General features: G+C 71.1%; 10 protein-coding genes. 7 read left to right on the forward strand and 3 right to left on the reverse strand.

All coding sequences use genetic code 11. The features are described 5' to 3' along the window. Positions 1-21: 21 nt before the first annotated feature. A complete protein-coding gene (locus ITJ66_RS17875) occupies positions 22-5,604 on the reverse strand; it encodes a glutamate synthase-related protein (protein WP_370582702.1) in 5,583 nt (1,860 codons plus the stop codon). 389 nt (positions 5,605-5,993) lie between these two features. Here ITJ66_RS17875 and mvk point away from each other — a divergent pair, with 389 nt between their 5' ends. The 5 genes from mvk to ITJ66_RS17900 are packed head-to-tail and all read left to right on the forward strand — an operon-like array spanning position 5,994 to position 11,518. After that, complete coding sequence (gene mvk / locus ITJ66_RS17880) at positions 5,994-6,932, forward strand: mevalonate kinase (RefSeq protein WP_194645493.1); 939 nt, start codon at positions 5,994-5,996, stop codon at positions 6,930-6,932. Next, positions 6,929-7,987, forward strand: a complete 1,059-nt coding sequence (gene mvaD / locus ITJ66_RS17885) for a diphosphomevalonate decarboxylase (protein ID WP_370582703.1) — start codon at positions 6,929-6,931, stop codon at positions 7,985-7,987. The genes mvk and mvaD overlap by 4 nt, the downstream gene beginning before the upstream one ends. After that, positions 7,984-9,201, forward strand: coding sequence for a phosphomevalonate kinase (locus tag ITJ66_RS17890; RefSeq protein ID WP_194645495.1), 1,218 nt, complete (start codon positions 7,984-7,986; stop codon positions 9,199-9,201). Before mvaD ends, ITJ66_RS17890 begins: the two co-directional genes overlap by 4 nt. After that, positions 9,198-10,265 carry a hydroxymethylglutaryl-CoA reductase gene (locus tag ITJ66_RS17895; RefSeq protein ID WP_079002857.1) on the forward strand — a complete coding sequence of 356 codons (1,068 nt, stop codon included), beginning with the start codon at positions 9,198-9,200 and terminating at the stop codon, positions 10,263-10,265. Before ITJ66_RS17890 ends, ITJ66_RS17895 begins: the two co-directional genes overlap by 4 nt. A 59-nt stretch (positions 10,266-10,324) precedes the next feature. Continuing rightward, positions 10,325-11,518, forward strand: coding sequence for a hydroxymethylglutaryl-CoA synthase (locus ITJ66_RS17900; RefSeq protein ID WP_192018498.1), 1,194 nt, complete (start codon positions 10,325-10,327; stop codon positions 11,516-11,518). Positions 11,519-11,738: 220 nt separating this feature from the next. On the opposite strand, the gene ITJ66_RS17905 is transcribed toward ITJ66_RS17900, so the two are convergent. Further along, a complete protein-coding gene (locus ITJ66_RS17905) occupies positions 11,739-13,832 on the reverse strand; it encodes an acyltransferase family protein (protein ID WP_194645496.1) in 2,094 nt (697 codons plus the stop codon). 131 nt (positions 13,833-13,963) lie between these two features. Continuing rightward, the gene (locus ITJ66_RS17910; RefSeq protein ID WP_192018500.1) at positions 13,964-15,067 is read right to left on the reverse strand and encodes a VIT1/CCC1 family protein; all 1,104 of its coding nucleotides are present in this window, start codon (positions 15,065-15,067) and stop codon (positions 13,964-13,966) included. Between the two features lie 146 nt (positions 15,068-15,213). On the opposite strand from ITJ66_RS17910, the gene purE reads away from it, so the two are divergent. Both purE and ITJ66_RS17920 read left to right on the forward strand, forming a co-directional pair. After that, entirely contained in the window at positions 15,214-15,735 is a 522-nt protein-coding gene (gene purE, locus ITJ66_RS17915; RefSeq protein WP_370582704.1) for a 5-(carboxyamino)imidazole ribonucleotide mutase, read from the forward strand. Further along, on the forward strand, positions 15,732-17,105 hold the full coding sequence (locus ITJ66_RS17920) for an LCP family protein (protein ID WP_228501981.1): 1,374 nt from the start codon (positions 15,732-15,734) through the stop codon (positions 17,103-17,105). Before purE ends, ITJ66_RS17920 begins: the two co-directional genes overlap by 4 nt. The last annotated feature ends 22 nt before the right edge of the window (positions 17,106-17,127 follow it).

Here is a 17,127-nt window from a genome sequence, read left to right on the forward strand (position 1 = left end):
TCCCCTCCAGTTCGGGCGCGTTCATCGGGAACCCGCCAGGGTCAGTTCGGCCAGAGCGGCCGATGCAAGGAGTGCTTCGGTGCCACCGGTCGCTGCGGATCGGGCCCGGTTCTTGGCGTGCTGGTGCATGATCCACCCCGTGGTGCCCGGGTGGTCGATCGACAGCACGTTCCGCAGGCGCAGGGCCTCCGTGTAGTCGTGGAGGCGCTTCGCGGCGATCATGGCGGCCAGCGCCGCGTCGTCGTACCGTTCGAGCAGCTCTCGAGCCGCCCGCTGCACCCGCTGCATGACGAAGAAGTCCTCGGTGAGGATGAGCGTGCGGACGCTCGCCTGCACGAGCGGGTGCGACGGGTCGTCGACGCCGGGCGTGCGGGACAGCGCGACCTCCTGGGCGAGCTTCAGCACCGTGTAGCTCGTGAGGAGCGCGTAGACGTCCTGCGGGTCCGCCGCGGGCTCGCCGAGTCCGGGGGCGCGACCACCGCGGACCGGTCGGCGGTCGCGGTAGTCGAGTTTGAAGGTGCGGAGCTGCTGTGCCGCGAGGGCCGCGCCGAGCTCGTCGAGGAGTTCCTTCCGGCTCTTGGCCGCGAGGATCGCGTCGCTGTCCTGGTAGAGGAGCAGCGCGCGCGGCATGCCGAACACGAACTGGTGCCGGGCTGTCTCCCAGTCGGCGAGCAACCGGGAGGCGAGCGGCGAGCCGGTGGCCTCGACGTGCCACTCCAGCAGCAGGAGCACGGCGGCCTCGTGGAACGCCGCCTGCTCGCCCTCGGTGATCGATCCGAGGAGGAGGGAGTCCGCGCTGACCTTGCTCGGCAGTTCGCCCCGCGGGTCGTACTGGTAGACGAAGCCACCGCTCATCCCGTTGCCGAAGCCGATCCCGAAACCGCCGAGGTTCAGCACGGCGCCGTTGGTCATGTACTCGCAGGCGTAGTCGCCGACGCCCTCGACGACCGCGGTGGCGCCCGAGTTGCGGACGGCGAAGCGGTCGCCGGCCTCGCCCTGGACGAAGGTGCGGCCGCCGGTCGCCCCGAAGAGAGCGAAGTTGCCGATGAGGACGTTGCCGCCGTCCTCCGAGCTGCCGCCGCCGGGGGAGAGGATCGCGATGGTGCCACCGGAGGCGCTCTTCCCGACGCCGTCGTTGCAGGTGCCGGTGTGTCGCCAGTGCAGGCCGTCGACGCAGAACGCCGCGTACGACTGCCCCGCGGAGTGCTCGGTGCGGATGGTCACGGTGTCGGCGGCGAGCGAACGGTGGCCGCGGTCGTCGGTGACGACGGACGGGATCGCCGCCGCCTGGGCGTCGTCGAGCTCGTGGTTGAGGATGCGCTCGAGGTCGATCGCGAGCTGCCCGCCCACGGAACGCCAGCGGTTGCCGAGGCGGATCCCGCCGTCGGCGTCCTCGGCGCCCAGGTCGAGTGTCGTCCGGCCGTCGTCGAAGAGTCCTGCCCGTACCCGCTCGATGAGGGCGTCGTCGAGCGTGAAGTCCTTCTCCAGGTACACGGGGTCGGTGACGACGACCTCGGGGACGACCGCGAGCATGGCGCGCAGGTCGAGGTCCGCGACGGCGGCCGGGTGGTCGACGAGGTGGAGGAGGTCGGTGCGACCGCGGGCTTCGCGGAGCGAGCGGAGGCCGAGGATGGCGAGCCGCTCGCGGACGTCGTGCGCGATGTTCAGGAGGTACTGCGCGAGTGCGCGCGGGTCGCCGTCGAAGGTCTCCGGGTTGGTCGTGAGACCAGCCGGGCACTTCACGTTGCAGTTCTTCGCCATGACGCACTTGAGCATCATGAGCGCGGTGGTCCCGAACTCGAAGCTGTCGCCGCCGAGCAGGGCGGAGATGACGACGTCGCGACCGGTCTGGTGCGCGCCGGAGCAGCGCAGGGTGACCTTCGACCGCAGACCGTTCGCGCTGAGGGCCTGGTGGACCTCGGCGATGCCGATCTCGGCGCTACGTCCGGCGTACTTGAGGCTCGTCACGGCGGCTGCGCCGGTACCACCGGTGTTGCCGGCCACGTTGATGACGTCGGCACCGGCCTTGGCGACGCCGACGGCGATCGTGCCGATGCCCTCGGAGGAGACGAGCTTGACGACGACGCGGACCCGTGCCGCCTTGCAGTCGTGGATGAGCTGCGCGAGGTCCTCGATCGAGTACGTGTCGTGGTGCGGCGGCGGCGAGACGAGCTCGATGCCGGGCGTGCCACCCCGGGCCGCGGCGATGTCCACCGTCACCTTGGGAGCCGGGAGCTGACCGCCCTCGCCGGGCTTCGCGCCCTGGCCGATCTTGATCTCGAGCTCCTGCAGCATCGGGTCGGCGAGGTAGCCGGCCCAGACGCCGAAGCGGCCGGAGGCGAACTGCTTGATGCGCGAGCCGCGGATGGTGCCGTAGCGGGACAGGTGTTCGCCGCCCTCGCCACTGTTCGACATCCCGCCGACCATGTTGGTGCCGTGCGCGACCGCCTCGTGCGCGGTCGCCACGAGGGCGCCGTGGCTCATCGCCCCGGACGCGAGGGATCGGGTGATCTCGCTCGCCGGCTGGACGAGGTCGGTCGTGATGCTCTCGGCACCCTCGACGAGCATCGAGAAGTAGTCGTCGGCCGAGCCTGTCGCCTCCACGATGAGGTCGCCACCGGAGATCCAGTGCCCCGTCACCTCGCCGCCGAAGCGGTGGACGTAGTACTCGCCAAGCGCCGAGACCCGGGTGAGGTCGCCTGCGAGCGGTCCCGTGAGCTGCAGCCGGTGCCGTCCCTGCTCGGTCCGCGTCGCACGCAGGCCGCGGACGACGATCGAGGAGTTGCCGACGGGGCCGAGCCGGTCGAGCTCGCGAGCGAACTCCTCCGGGGTGGTCAGCCGGGTGATGTCCTCGGGCAGCACGAGCACGTCGCGAAGGGCCGCCGGGCGACGGCGCCGCTCGGTCGTCATCGACTGGACGAAGGAGCGGTAGCCGGGCGTGATGGTGAAGGCGTCGATCTCGTCGTCGTCGAGGGCATCGAAGGAGGTGTGCTGGTAGGCGTCGTCGTCGATCCCGAACGCGTCCTCGAGGTTCCCGATGGTGTGGAGGCGCAGCGGGTCGTCACCGAGCGTGCCGCCGTCGCGGTCGACGGCCGTGGTGTCCGCTCGCGGCAGCTGGACGGGTTCCTCGGTGAGGTCGACGAAGCCGCGGACCGCGGTCGTCCCGTAGGAGTGGCCGGCGCCCTCGGCGCGTTCCTTGAACAGGCCGAGGAGCGGGACGTCCGCGTCGCTCGACGTCGTCAGGGCGCGCTGGTGCCAGGCGCTCGCCGTCCGGGCGATCCCGGCGAACCCGACGCCGCCGACGGGGGCGCGGAGGTGCGGGAAGGCGCGCGCGAGCACGGGGTCGCTCGTGTCGAGGTAGTTCGGCTCGAAGAACTCGCCGCCGATGTAGCTCTCGACGGTGCAGAGGCCGACCCGGCCCATGGTCTTCAGGAGCGACTTCTCGGCGGCGTAGGCGAACCGGCGGAACGCGGCCTCGACGTCGTCGGGGTGCTGCTGTTCGGCACGGAGACGGACCGCGAGCGGGTGCACCGCGGACGCTCCGAAGCCGAGGGCTGAGGCGACGTGGTGCGAGGACGGCAGCTGGCCACTGTCGACCACGAGCGACACGCGGAGCCGGAGGCCGTCGTCGATGAGTCGCTGGTTGACGGCCGCCACGACGAGGATGAGCGGCAGGGCGGCACCCTCCGCGTGGACGCCGCGGTCGCTGAGGATTGCGATGCCGCCGTTCTCTGCGGCGAACCCGGCGACCTCCGCGGCCACGCGCTCGACGGCGGCCTCGAGCGCGTCGGCGTTCGCCTGCGCGTCCACCTCGGGCCGGTAGAGGATGTCGAACCACGCGACCGGCGACTCGTGCTGAGCGCTGAGGCGCCGCAGTTCGTCTTCGCTGACGATGGGGGATCGGAGGACGAGTTGCTTCGTTCCGATCGTGCCGCTGCCGGGCTTCGGGCCGAGCGCGACCCGGAGGGTCATGCCGTCCGCCTCACGGATGCTGTCGAGCGGCGGGTTGGTCACCTGGGCGAAGCGCTGGGAGAAGTACTTCGCCAGGCCGCCCTCCTGGTCGGACAGGGCGTTGATGGCGTTGCCGTAGCCCATCGCCGAGATCCGCTCCTTGCCCGAGGCGAGCATCGGGTCCGTCATGAACCGGAAGCTCTCCTGGTTGAGGGAGTACGCGACGTAGCGCTGCACCTGGCTCAGGCCACCGCGGTAGGCGAAGGCGTCGTCCGCCGAGGCCGTCGGTGCCGACACCGGGACACCCCGGTCCTCGAGCGCGTCGAGGTCGGTGGCCGATGCGGCGAGCATCGCCGGGTAGTCCTTGCGCGCCGCGAGGAGCTCGAGCGCCTCGCCCGTGCGGAGGCGCGTGCCCGTGCGGTGGTCGTAGGCGAGCATGCCGCCGGCCTCGATGCGACCGCGGTGGACCACCTCGTCGTCCGGGAACGGCAGCTGCCCGGCCTCGGAGGTGACGCAGAGGTAGTCCGCCGTCTCGACGCTGCGCAACGGGCGCAGGCCGAGGCGGTCGAGGCGGGCGCCGACGGTCGTGCCGTCGTTGAAGATGAGCGCGGCCGGGCCGTCGTTCTTCTCCTCGACGAGCGAGAAGTACTCGAGCATCGCCCGAACCTCGCGGCTCAGGGTGCGATCGTTCTCCCAGGCCGGGGGCATGACCGACACGACCGCCTCGAGCAGTTCGAGGCCGTCCTCGACGACGCGGCTGTGCAGCGTCTGGTCGAGTCGCGAGCTGTCCGACTGGCCCCTGGCCCGGATGATCTTCCGGCCACGTGACGCCGCCAGCGCCGTCTCGGACAGACGGTTCTTGCGGTCGGTGTTGAGCTCGCCGTTGTGCGCCATGAGGCGGAAGGGCTGCGCCATCGACGGGTGGGGAGCGGTGTTCGTCGAGAACCGGGTGTGGAAGGCGAGGGTCCTGACCCGGTGCAGCGGGTCGGCCAGGTCGGCGAAGTAGGGGATGACCTCGCCGGAGTTGAGGCGTCCCTTGAGGACCTGGGTGCGCGTGCTGAGCGACAGCGGGTACAGGCCGTCGAGGGTGAGGTCCGTGTAAGCGGTCGCCTCGATCGCGAGCAGGGCCGCGTGCGCGCGCCGGTCGAGGTCCTCCGCGGAGGCGTCGTCCGAGGGCTCGAAGATCCACTGCCGGATCGGCAGCTGGTACTGCACGGCCTTCGGGCGCAGGACGGCGTCGACCGTCGGCACGGCACGGGCGAGCAGCACGGTGAAACCGGCCTCGCCCAGCGAGCGTTCGATGAGCGCCTCGGCATCGCCGATCCGACCGTGGTCGACCGGGAGGAAGACGTTCGCGACGCCGAACCGACCGGCGACGAGCGGCTTGCCGACGAGAGAGCTGAAGAAGTCGACCGAGAGGTCGATCTGCACGCCCGCTCCGTCGCCGACACCCTCGGACGACATGCCGCCGCGGTGGGGGATGGCGCACAGGGCGGTGTCGCCGAGTGCGATGACGTCGTGGCTCTGCACGCCATCCTTGCGGGTGATGAAGCCGACGCCGCAGTCGCTCTTGTCGGTCTGGCGATCGACGAGGTCGGGCAGGGGCGATGGTGCGGCGGTGCGCGGGCGCGGTGGGACGGAAGACGAGATCACGACGGGGTACCCCTCGGAATGCGGGCGCTGGACGGCCCGGAGACGGTGAGATGACGGGACCGGATCTACGTCGCTGGAGGGTGGGTCCGTGTCGACGCGGGCGCTGGGTGCGGCGGCCGTCGTCTGCATGAATGGAGGTGTTCCGATCCTAACCGGGCCGTCCCGCCCACTCAACCGTAACGAGCCGAACCGGGCCGTTCGGCGTAGGCTGGGTGTTTCCGGTACGCATGGGACACGCCGTGAGCGCTCCGGCGGCTCCCGTCGACGGCCCATCGTGCAGCGCCCGGATGCGCTGCGGGACGGCTCACGAGCCGGCCCGTGGTGGATCGGATCGCGACCGGACGACCGATGTGCAGCCAGCTGCATGTTTTTCGGACCAGAATGGTGAGATGACGACAGAGCACACGGCTGCGACCGGTCGCGGCTTCGCGCATGCCAAAGCGATCCTGCTGGGCGAGCACGCCGTCGTGTACGGGTCTCCAGCCGTCGCCCTGCCCATCCCGTCGCTCCGGGTCGAGGCGACCGCCCGACGCATCGACGGGGCCTCGGTCCTCGACACCGAGATCTCGCTCGGCCCGCTCGACGCCTCCGATCCGCTCGGGACCACCGTCCTCGAGACCCTCGCGCACGTCGGTGCGGCACCGGCCGGTGTCGAGGTCGTCGTCCGCGGGACGCTCCCGATCGGCAGAGGCCTCGGTTCGAGTGCCGCGGCCGCCAACGCGATCGTGGACGCCGTCGCCGACCTCCACGGCGTGGCGCTCGACGACGCCGACCGGTTCGAGCTCGTGCAGCGCGGCGAACGCGTCGCCCACGGGACGCCCAGCGGTCTCGACGCCCGGGCCACGAGCGCCTCGACGCCCATCCTCTTCACCGCCGGCCGGGTCGAGCATCCGCCGATCCGCTTCGGCGGCAGCTTCGTCGTGGCCGACACCGGTGCGCGCGGGTCGACCCGGAAGGCGGTCGCCGACGTCCGCGCCTTCGTCGAGCTGCACCCCGAGCGTGGTCGCGCGCTCCTGGCCGAGCTCGAACGCGGGACCGTGGCGGGCGTCGCCGACCTCGCCGCGGACCGCCGAGACGACCTCGGGACCCGCATGAACGCGGCCCAGGTCGTCCTCGACGAACTCGGCGCCGGCCACCCCGCCATCACCGCGCTCATCGCGGTCGCCGCGGCGAACGGCGCCCTCGGCGCGAAGCTCACGGGCGGCGGGCAGGGCGGATGCATCATCACCCTCGCCGCAGACCCCGCGTCAGCCCGACGCATCTCGCAAGCCCTCCTCGAGGCCGGAGCACTCGGCACCTGGACGATCGACGCGGAGGACTACGCGTGACCCTGACCCCGCAACAGCTCGCGACGACCGCCTCGGAGGAGGGCAGTGCGACCGCGCTCGCCAACCCCAACATCGCCCTCGTCAAGTACTGGGGCAAGCGGGACGAGGCGCTCATCCTCCCGTGGACCGGAAGCCTCTCACTGACCCTGGACGCAGCGCCCACGACGACGACGGTGCGACTGACGGACACACCCGACGACGTCGTGCTCCTCGGCGGACGAGCCCTCGAGGGCACCGCCCGCTCCCGCGTCACGCGCTTCATCGACCTCGTACGCGCGCTCGCCGGCCGAGACGAGCGCGTCACCGTCGACTCCCACAACGAGATCCCCACGGGCGCCGGCCTCGCCTCCTCCGCCTCGGGCTTCGCAGCGCTGGCGCTCGCCGCTTCGACCGCGTTCGGACTCGACCTCGATCGGCGTGCCCTCTCCCGGCTGGCCCGCCGTGGCTCGGGCTCGGCCTCGCGCTCGATCTTCGACGGGATCGCCGTCTGGCACGCCGGGCACGACGACGAGAGCTCCTTCGCCGAGGCGGTGCCCGCGCCCGGACTCGAGCTCGGCATGGTCCTCACCGTCCTCGACGCCCGGGCCAAGTCGGTCTCCAGTCGCGACGGCATGCGGCGCACGGTCGACACCTCCCCGTACTACCCCGCCTGGGTCGAACGCACCCCCGTCGAACTCGAGGAGATGCTCGCCGCGATCACCCGCGCCGACTTCACCGCGGTGGGCACGATCGCCGAGCGGAACGCGATGCGGATGCACGCCACGATGCTCGGCGCCGAGCCGCCGGTCAGGTATTGGGGACCGGCGAGCGTGGAACTGCTCGATCTCGTCGCAAACCTCAGAGGCGACGGCCTCGAATGCTATGCGACGATGGACGCCGGCCCGAACGTGAAGATCCTGTGTCGAGCCGACGCGGTCGACGAGCTCGCGACTCGGATCCTCGAGGCGCAGCCCGACATCGGCGTCATCCCCGCCAGAGCCGGACGGGGCGCGAGGCTCATCACCTCGGAGCCCGGCGGATCGGCGGGCGAGCAGACAACGGAAGGAGCGCGATGATCGAGATCAAGGCGCCCGGCAAGCTCTTCGTGGCCGGCGAGTACGCCGTCGTCGAACCGGGGCACCCCTCCATCCTCGTCGCGGTCGACCGGTGCGTCACCGTCCGACTCGAGGCGAGCGAGCACGAGGGCCGCATCTTCTCCGACCAGTACGGCCGAGCGCCCATCATCTGGCGGCGCAACCGCAACGGGGTCGTCGTCGAGCACGAGGAACGCCCACTCGACCACGTCCTCTCCGCCGTGAGCACGATGGAGACCCTCGTCGCCGAGCTCGGCGTGGCGCAGCGGTTCTCCGCGCTGTCGATCACCAGTGAGCTCGACGACGCGAGCGGCCGGAAGTTCGGCCTCGGCTCGAGCGCGGCCGTGACGACCGCCACCATCCGCGCCCTCGACGAGTTCTACCAGCTCGACCTCACCCGGACGCAGATGCTCAAGCTCGCGATCCTCGCCACCATCGACGTCGCGCCGGCAGCCTCCGGGGGCGACCTCGCGGCGAGCATGTTCGGCGGCTGGCTCCGCTACACCTCGCCCGATCGGGCGCGGCTGCGGGAGGTGCGCCACCGAGAAGGGGTGCTCGCCGCCCTCCGCGACCCCTGGGCCGAGCTGGGGCTCGAGCGCCTGTCGCCACCGACCTCGCTCCGTCTCCTCGTCGGCTGGACCGGCGAGCCCGCCTCGACCACGCGTCTCGTCGACGAACTGCAGTCCCGCAAATGGGCGGAGACCGCCCACTACACCTCGTTCCTCGCGGCCAGTCGCGCCGCCGTCGACGCCCTCACGATCGGCTTGAACGACGAGGACCCGGCCCTCGTGCTCGGTGCCGTCCGCTCCGCGCGCGCGACGCTCGCCGGTCTCGGACGCGACGCCGGTGTCGACATCGAGACCGCCGCGCTTGCTGAGCTCTGCGACGCCGCCGAGCGCCTCGGCGGGGCGGCCAAGTCCTCCGGTGCCGGTGGTGGCGACTGCGGGATCGCGTTCATCGGCCAGTCCGTCTCCACCGCCGCCCTCGAGGACGACTGGTCGGCGCACGGCATCGAGCGGCTCCCGCTCACGGTGCACCCGCCGACCGGACTCATCGACGCCGCCCACAGCCCGTGGGGGCCGTCGGAGATCAGCCGTACCGACGACGACGCGGTCGAATCCATCAGATCCACCTACGCTCGTACCTTCGCCGAGCAGCACGACGTCCTCCGGGGCGGAACGGAACCCCACGCATGAGCAACGAACCCGACGGCGTCGCACCGGTCCCACTCAAGTGGATCGGTCCGCTCCACCTGAGCGGCAACGTCATGGAGGGCGAGCAGGAGGTCCCGCTCGCCACGTACGAGAGCCCGCTCTGGCCGTCGGTGCGCCGGGGCGCCCGCATCTCCTCCATGGTCCCCGGCGGCATCCGCGCGACGCTCGTCGACGAGCGGATGAGCCGCTCCGTCCTGTTCGAGGTCGACTCCGCCGGCGACGCCCTGCAGGCGCTCCGCGAGATCGAGCGCAGCCTGCCCGAGCTGCAGGCCGTCGTCGCCCAGTCGAGTCACTTCGCAGAACTCATCGAGATCAACTCGCAGATCGCCGGCAACCTGCTCTTCCTGCGCCTCGAGTTCCGCACGGGTGACGCGTCCGGTCACAACATGGTCACGCTCGCGGCGGACCGCCTCATGCCGTACATCATGGAGCGTTGGCCGATGCTCCGGTACGGCTCGATCTCCGGCAACTTCTGCTCCGACAAGAAGGCGACCGCGGTCAACGGCATCCTGGGCCGTGGCAAGAACGTCGTCACCGAGATGACGATCCCGCGGGCGATCGTCGAGCGGTTCCTGCACACGACGCCCGAGCAGATCGTGCAGCTGAACGTGCGCAAGAACCTCGTCGGGACGATCCTCGCCGGTGGCCTGCGCAGCGCGAACGCCCACTACGCCAACATGCTGCTCGCGTTCTACCTGGCGACCGGCCAGGACGCGGCGAACATCGTCGAGGGCTCGCAGGGCGTCACGCACGCCGAGGTCCACGACGGCGACCTCTACTTCTCCTGCACCCTGCCGAACCTCATCGTCGGCACGGTCGGCAACGGCAAGGGGCTCGGCTTCGTCGAGGAGAACCTCACCCGCCTCGGGTGCCGCGAGGACCGTGAACCCGGCGCCAACGCCCGGCGACTCGCCGTCCTGTGTGCTGCCGCCGTCTGGTGTGGCGAACTGTCACTCCTCGCCGCGCAGACCAACCCCGGTGAGCTCATGGCCGCCCACCTGAAGCTCGAACGCAGCGCACAGACCGCAGCCGGCGCGCCCGCCTGACCCTTCCACCGCACCGGGGGACCGGTGCATCGTCGACGCTCGAACGGAGCACCCCGCACGTGAACACCAACCAGACCAGCAACCCCGCCGTCGGCATCGACGACATCGCCTTCGCGACCGGGGCGAACCGCATCGACCTCGCCGAGCTCGCGGGGCGCTTCGGTGTCGAACCCGCCAAGTACTACGTCGGTCTCGGCCAGAGCGAGATGAGCGTCCCTGCCGCCGACGAGGACATCGTCACGATGGCCGCCGCCGCTGCCGCGCCCATCATCGAACGGCACGGCAGCGACCGGCTCCGGACCGTCTTGTTCGCCACCGAGTCCGGGATCGACCAGTCGAAGTCCGCGGGCGTCTACGTGCACCGGCTGCTCGGTCTGCCGCAGGCGGTCCGCGTGGTCGAGCTCAAGCAGGCCTGCTACTCGGCCACCGCGGCGCTGCAGTTCGCGGCTGCGCTCGTGGCGCGGAACCCCGAGGAGACCGTGCTCGTGATCGCGAGCGACGTCGCGCGGTACGAACTGCACTCCAACGCCGAGCCGACGCAGGGCGCCGGGGCCGTCGCCATGCTCGTGGCCGCCGATCCGGCCATCCTCGAGCTCGAGACCGCGACCGGCGTCTACACGCAGGACGTCATGGACTTCTGGCGCCCGAACCACAGTGCGACGGCGATCGTCGACGGCAAGCTGTCCATCTCCGCCTATCAGGACGCCATCGAGGGGGCCTGGGCGGACTACCGGTCACGCGGCGGAGCGGACTTCTCCGAGGTCGACCACTTCTGCTACCACCAGCCGTTCACGAAGATGGCGATCAAGGCGCACCGGCACCTGGCCAAGTCGCTCGGCTCCGAGCGCACCCAGGAGGAGTTGGACGCACAGATCGAGCCGACGACCGGGTACAACCGCCGGATCGGGAACAGCTACACGGCCTCCGTGTACCTCGCGCTGCTCGCGCTGCTCGACGGTGACGACGACCTCGCTGGTCGGCGCATCGCGTTCCTCAGCTACGGATCGGGTGCGGTCGCGGAGTGCTTCAGCGGCATTGTGCGTCCGGGCTACCGCTCGGCTCTGAGGAGCGACGCGAACCGTGCGCAGCTCGATGCGCGGACGGTCGTCGACGACGCCCGCTACCTGCAGCTCCTCGAGGATGCGGCCTCGGCCGACGTCCACGACTCCGACCGCCCTCGCGAGACCGGCGCGCCGTTCCGTTTCGCGGGCGTCGTCGGCGACCGCCGGCAGTACGAGCCCACCTCCGCCTGACCGCTCCTCGCCCGAGCTCTCCCGGGTGGTCGCCAGCGCGGTGCGCTGACGTCACCGCGGGTCGGGGACGTGAGCGCGGGTCTCCGGAGGGGCGCGCTCACGTGTGTGCCCCGCGCTCGTGCCGGGTCCGCCGCGCTCGCGTCAGCGCACCGCGCCGACGCCGGGTTCGGCCCACTCGCGTCAGCGCACCGCGCTGGCACTCCACCCGATCGGGGACTGGTCACCCCCGGGAGGTGGCGGCTCGGATGCGGTCGACGAGGAACGGGCCCAGGGTCCGCGACCAGGTGGCCGTGATGTGGTGCAGATCGCGATAGACGAGCACGTTCCCGACGGCTAGCGGACAGGTTCCGGCCGCACAGTACAGCTCGCCGAGATCCACGACCGGCACGGCGCCGTCGGTCATCGCCGCCGTGGCGGTGTTCAGGTCGAACGTCGGGTACGCCTCGGCCACGGGGAAGGCGCACGCCCCCGCGATGAGCTCGGCGGCGCTCGAGCGGTCGACGCACGCGGCGGCTTCGGTCGGCACGCGGGGATTGTCCCGCAGCACTACGATCGACGTCCCCTGCTCGAGCACCGGTCCCCACGCGGCGAGCGTCGCGCCGCGGATCGCGGCTTGTTCGGCCACCGAGGTCTCGTCCGGACTCTTGGAGGTCACCAGGATGATGTCGTACGGCCGCTCACCCGTGAACGCCTCCTGCATGAGCGTCCGCCGGGCGTCGCACGCCGCCGAGTCGTCGGGTCCCGGTGCCCGCCACTCGCAGCCCTTGCCGACGTACACGTCGAGCCGCCAATTGCGTGCCTCGAGCTGGTCGACGAGGCCGGGGATGAGCATCGTGGCGTGCGAGTTCCCGGTGAGCGCGACCCGCGTGGCGTCCGGGCGATCGGAACCGAAGGTGCAGCCGGGGAAGTCCGGCGCGTCAGCCGCCGCGGAACACCGAAAGGTGTCGCCCGTGTCCTCGGTCCGCACCGAGAGCGGCGGCAGCAGTTCGTCCGCCATTGCCGGATTGGTGCAGCCCGAGACGGCCGCGTCGGCCCCGAAACACGGCTCGCCGTCCGTGACGTAGGCGTCCACGGTGCTCGCGAGGTTGCGTTCCTCGGCGGCGACGGTCAGCAATCCCGCCGTCGGGATGCAGAGCACGAGTGCGGTCGCCGCGCCAGCCCACAGGACGGTCCGTCCGGAGCGCGCGTGCAGGAGGACGGGGGCTCGTCGGACGGGGTCCTCGACGATGCGTTTCGTCAGCGCGGCGAGGACCACGGCGACGACCAGGAGAGCGGCCGCGATCGCCCAACCGAACGGGTCGTCGAGCGCGACGGGCACGCCGAGCATCCACGGTGCGACCACGATGAGCGGCCAGTGCCACAGGTACAGCGAATAGGAGAGATCGCCGAAGAGGAGTGATGTCCGCGTCCGCGCGAGGGTCGTCACGGACCACCGGTGGGTCGACGACCCACCGACGATCACGAGGAGCGTCCCGAGAACCGGGAGGGCGGCGGCGATCCCGGGGAACGCCGTCCGCTCGGTGAACGCGACCAGCGCGACCGCCAGGAGGACGACCCCGAGGACACCGGAGGCCGTCCGCCACCGGGTGCGGTGCACGACCACGACCGGCCCGAGCAGCGCGAGGAGACCGCCGGCCGCGAACTCCCAGGCACGGGTCGGCGTGGCGAAGTACGCCGGTGCCGGGTCCGCCGCCGTGTACAGGATCGAGCACGCGAGCGAGGCCGCACCGATGATCCCGAGCGCCACACCGAGGGTGCGACGGAGGTCCGCCTGTCGCCGCCGGGTGAGCCACACGCACAGCACGACGACGAGTGGCCAGCCGAGGTAGAACTGCTCTTCGACGGACAGCGACCAGAAGTGCTGGACCGGTGAAGCGGCGCTGCCCTGTGCCAGATAGTCGACGGAGCTCCCGGCGAGGAACCAGTTCTCCCAGGAGGTCACGCTCGCTACGGTCTCGGTGAAGAACTGCGTCCAGGCGCTCGGCGGAGCGAACCGCCAGATGAGGACGGCGGTCACAGCGAGGACGAGCAGGGCGGCCGGCAGGAGTCGCCGGATCCGGCGGGCCCAGAACGCCGGGAGGTCGACGCGGCCCGTCTCGTCGGCCTGGCGTGCGAGGTGGCTCGTGATCAGGTACCCGCTGACGACGAAGAACACGTCGACGCCGACGTACCCACCGGGCAGGAGGCTCGACGACAGGTGGAAGACCACGACGGACAGGACGGCGATCGCGCGGAGCAACTGGATGTCGGGCTGCGTGCGCGGAACCGCTCCGAGGAGGGGAGACGCGCCGGTCCGGTCCTGCACCTGCCTCACGCGCCCTCCTTCACCGTCCGGGTCGACGGACGGATGGCTCAGCGTAGGGAACGCCGGTGACGCGCTCGTGGACGGCAGATGACGGGTTCGCATCGGCTCCCGGTGTCGCGCGGCGGAGGGCCGGCGGCCGGTCAGCCGACGTTCGCGCCGAAGAGCAGGCCGAGCACGTAGGTCGCCGCGGCTGCGCCGTACCCGATCGCGAGTTGTCGCAGTGCCCGGCGGAGCGGGGGTCCGCCGGAGAGGAGCCCGACGACGGCGCCGGTGCCGAGCAGGGCCACCCCGACCAGGAGCGCGGCGACGAGGAGCGCAGCGACGCCCTGCAGTCCGAACAGGTAGGGCAGGACCGGGATGACGGCGCCTGATGCGAAGAAGCAGAAGCTCGAGAGCGCGGCACCGAGCCCGGTCCCGATGGCCTCGTGCTCCATCGCCGTCCGGGCCTCGCGCTGGTAGGTGCCGGCGCCGACGCGGGCCAGGACGTCCGCTGCGTGGGCCTCGGCTTCGCCGACCTCCATGCCGCGTGCCCGGTAGACGAGCGCGAGTTCGTTCGCGTCGACGTCGAGGTGGGGGAGGGCGTCGTCGGCCGCCGGGTTGGGGCTGGACGCCTCGAGCAGTTCCCGCTGCGACCGGACCGAGACGTACTCGCCGGCTCCCATCGACAGTGCGCCCGCCAGGAGGCCCGCGAGCCCGGCAGCGAGGACGACGCCGTTGCCGACGCCGGTGGCGCTCATGCCGATGACGAGAGCGAGGTTCGAGACGAGGCCGTCGTTCGCTCCGAACACGGCCGCCCGGAAGGTTCCGGACAGGCGGTTGCGTCCTCGGGCGGCCAAGCCCCGGACGACCTCCTCGTGGATCTGCTCGTCGGCGGCCATCCGTTCGGTGGCCGCGCGTTCGGTCGCGTAGGGCGAGCGTGACTCGGCGCGCTGGACGAGCGCCAGGACGAAGACGGATCCGAACCGCCTCGCGAGCCAGCCGAGCAGCCTGGTCCGCAGGTCACCGCGTTGCGGCTTGCCGATGTCATCCCCGAGCAGGGCGATCCAGTGCGACTCATGACGTTTCTCGGCCTCGGCGAGCGCGAGCAGGATGTCGCGCTCCTCACCGCTCCGCCGGCCGGCGAGATCCCGGTAGACGGCGGCTTCGGCGCGTTCGTCGGCGAGGTACCCGCGCCACCGCCGCAGCTCGCGCTGGCTGGGTGGCTCCTGGCGTGCTGCGGATCCATCCGCGGTCGGCGTGCTCATCCGCCGATTGTCCCAGACACCTGTCGATCGGTGCGCTGCGCGGTGCGGAGGCGTCCCCGGACTGGGGTCGCCTTGGGGAGGGCTTGTCCGCCAGCTGCGGTGCGTCCTGAGCCGATCTTCAGACACTGCGATCTACGATGGTGCTCATGCCCGAGAACTCCGCCCCGTCCCCTGACGCCCCGCCGCTCGTCGGCGTCGTGATGGGCTCGGACTCCGACTGGACCGTCATGAGCGATGCGGCGCAGGTGCTCCGCGACTTCGGCGTGCCGTTCGAGGTCGAGGTGCTGTCGGCCCACCGCACGCCCGAGAAGATGATCGCCTACGGCAAGGCCGCCCACGGCCGTGGCGTGAAGGTCGTCATCGCCGGAGCCGGCGGCGCGGCGCACCTCCCCGGGATGCTCGCTTCCGTCACGACCCTGCCGGTCGTCGGCGTGCCGGTGCCGCTCTCCCGCCTCGACGGCCTCGACTCGCTGCTGTCGATCGTGCAGATGCCCGCGGGTGTGCCGGTCGCGACCGTTTCGATCGGCGGCGCCAAGAACGCCGCGCTGATCGCCGTCAAGATCCTCGCCACGGCCGACGACGCCCTGCACCAGGCGCTCGTCGCCTATGCCGAGGCCCTCGCCGACTCGGTCGAGGAGAAGAACCGGAACCTCAAAGCGAAGCTATGACGAGTGTAGCCACCGCCGCGAAGCCGATGCGGTACCCAGACACCCGTTCACGCGAGGTGATGACGAAGCGTGCCTGGTGGCTCGTCGTCCTCAACCTCCTGATCCCCGGCTCCGCACAGGTGCTCGCCGGCAACCGGAAGCTCGGGCGGTTCGGACTCGGGTTCACGCTCTTCCTCTGGCTGCTCGTCGTCGTCGGCATTGCCACGATGTTCCTCGCCCGCGAGGTGCTCTTCACCCTCGCGACGAACCCGATCGCGCTGACGGTCGCCCAGGTCCTCCTCGTCGCCTACGCGATCCTGTGGGTCGTGCTGACGCTCGACACCCTACGACTGGTCCGCCTCGTGAAGGCCTCGCCGAACGCCAGGCTCGGTGTCGCGCTGTTCACGACCCTCGCCATGGTGCTGGTGGCCGGCGGGGCCGGGTACGGAGCGGTCGTCGCAGGCGCCACTCGCGGCTCGATCTCCTCCATCTTCGGCAACACCGGTCCGTCGGAGCCGCCGGTGGACGGCTACTACAACATCCTGCTGCTCGGTGGCGACGCCGGCCCCGACCGCGACGGCATGCGGCCGGACAGCATGTCGGTCGTCAGCATCAACGCGGAGACCGGGCAGGCGACGACGATGTCCATGCCGCGCGACCTCGTCGACATCCCGTTCCCCGAGGGCAGCGAGATGGCGTCCCTCTACCCGGACGGCTACGACGACTCCTGCGACGTCGACGTCTGTCAGCTCAACTCGATCTACACCGAGATCGAGCTGAAGAACCCCGAACTGTTCCCCAAGGCGACGGCCGAGGCGAGTGAGCCCGGCATCGAGGCGATGAAGCAGGCCGCCGAGGGCATCACCGGGCTGCACATCCAGTGGTACGTCCTCATCGACATGTACGGCTTCGCCACGCTGATCGACACGCTCGGTGGCGTCGACATCGACGTCAAGGAACGGCTCCCGATGGACGGCGACGCCGACCTCGAGAACGTCACAGCGTGGATCGAGCCCGGCAAGCAGCACATGGACGGCTGGACGGCGCTCATGTACGCCCGGTCGCGACACTCCACGAGCGACTACGACCGCATGGCCCGCCAGCACATCCTGCAGACGGCGATGCTCAAACAGTTCAACCCGGCGAACGTCCTCGCCCGATTCCAGGACGTCGCGGCGGCCGGAGGCGATGTCGTCAAGACCGATGTGCCCCAGGGCATGCTCGGCTACTTCGTGAACCTCGCGCTCAAGACGCGGGAGCTGCCGATCAACTCCCTGCAGTTCGTCCCGCCGACGATCGATCCGGAAGAGCCCGACTACACGCTCATCCACCAGATGGTGCAGGACCAGCTGTTCCCGCCGTCGCCGAGCCCGGAGCCCGACGCGGGCTGAGCCCCGGTCCCTGACTCTGTCG

It is taken from the genome of Plantibacter sp. VKM Ac-2885 (assembly GCF_015351205.1).
Lineage (GTDB): Bacteria > Actinomycetota > Actinomycetes > Actinomycetales > Microbacteriaceae > Plantibacter > Plantibacter auratus.

Excerpts from the sequence above, each read along its gene's own strand:
- ITJ66_RS17895 (WP_079002857.1), top strand. The coding sequence starts at position 9,198 with ATGAGCAACGAACCCGACGGCGTCGCACCGGTCCCACTCAAGTGGATC.
- ITJ66_RS17920 (WP_228501981.1), top strand. The coding sequence starts at position 15,732 with ATGACGAGTGTAGCCACCGCCGCGAAGCCGATGCGGTACCCAGACACC.
- ITJ66_RS17910 (WP_192018500.1), bottom strand. The coding sequence starts at position 15,067 with ATGAGCACGCCGACCGCGGATGGATCCGCAGCACGCCAGGAGCCACCC.
- mvk (WP_194645493.1), top strand. The coding sequence starts at position 5,994 with ATGACGACAGAGCACACGGCTGCGACCGGTCGCGGCTTCGCGCATGCC.
- ITJ66_RS17890 (WP_194645495.1), top strand. The coding sequence starts at position 7,984 with ATGATCGAGATCAAGGCGCCCGGCAAGCTCTTCGTGGCCGGCGAGTAC.
- purE (WP_370582704.1), top strand. The coding sequence starts at position 15,214 with ATGCCCGAGAACTCCGCCCCGTCCCCTGACGCCCCGCCGCTCGTCGGC.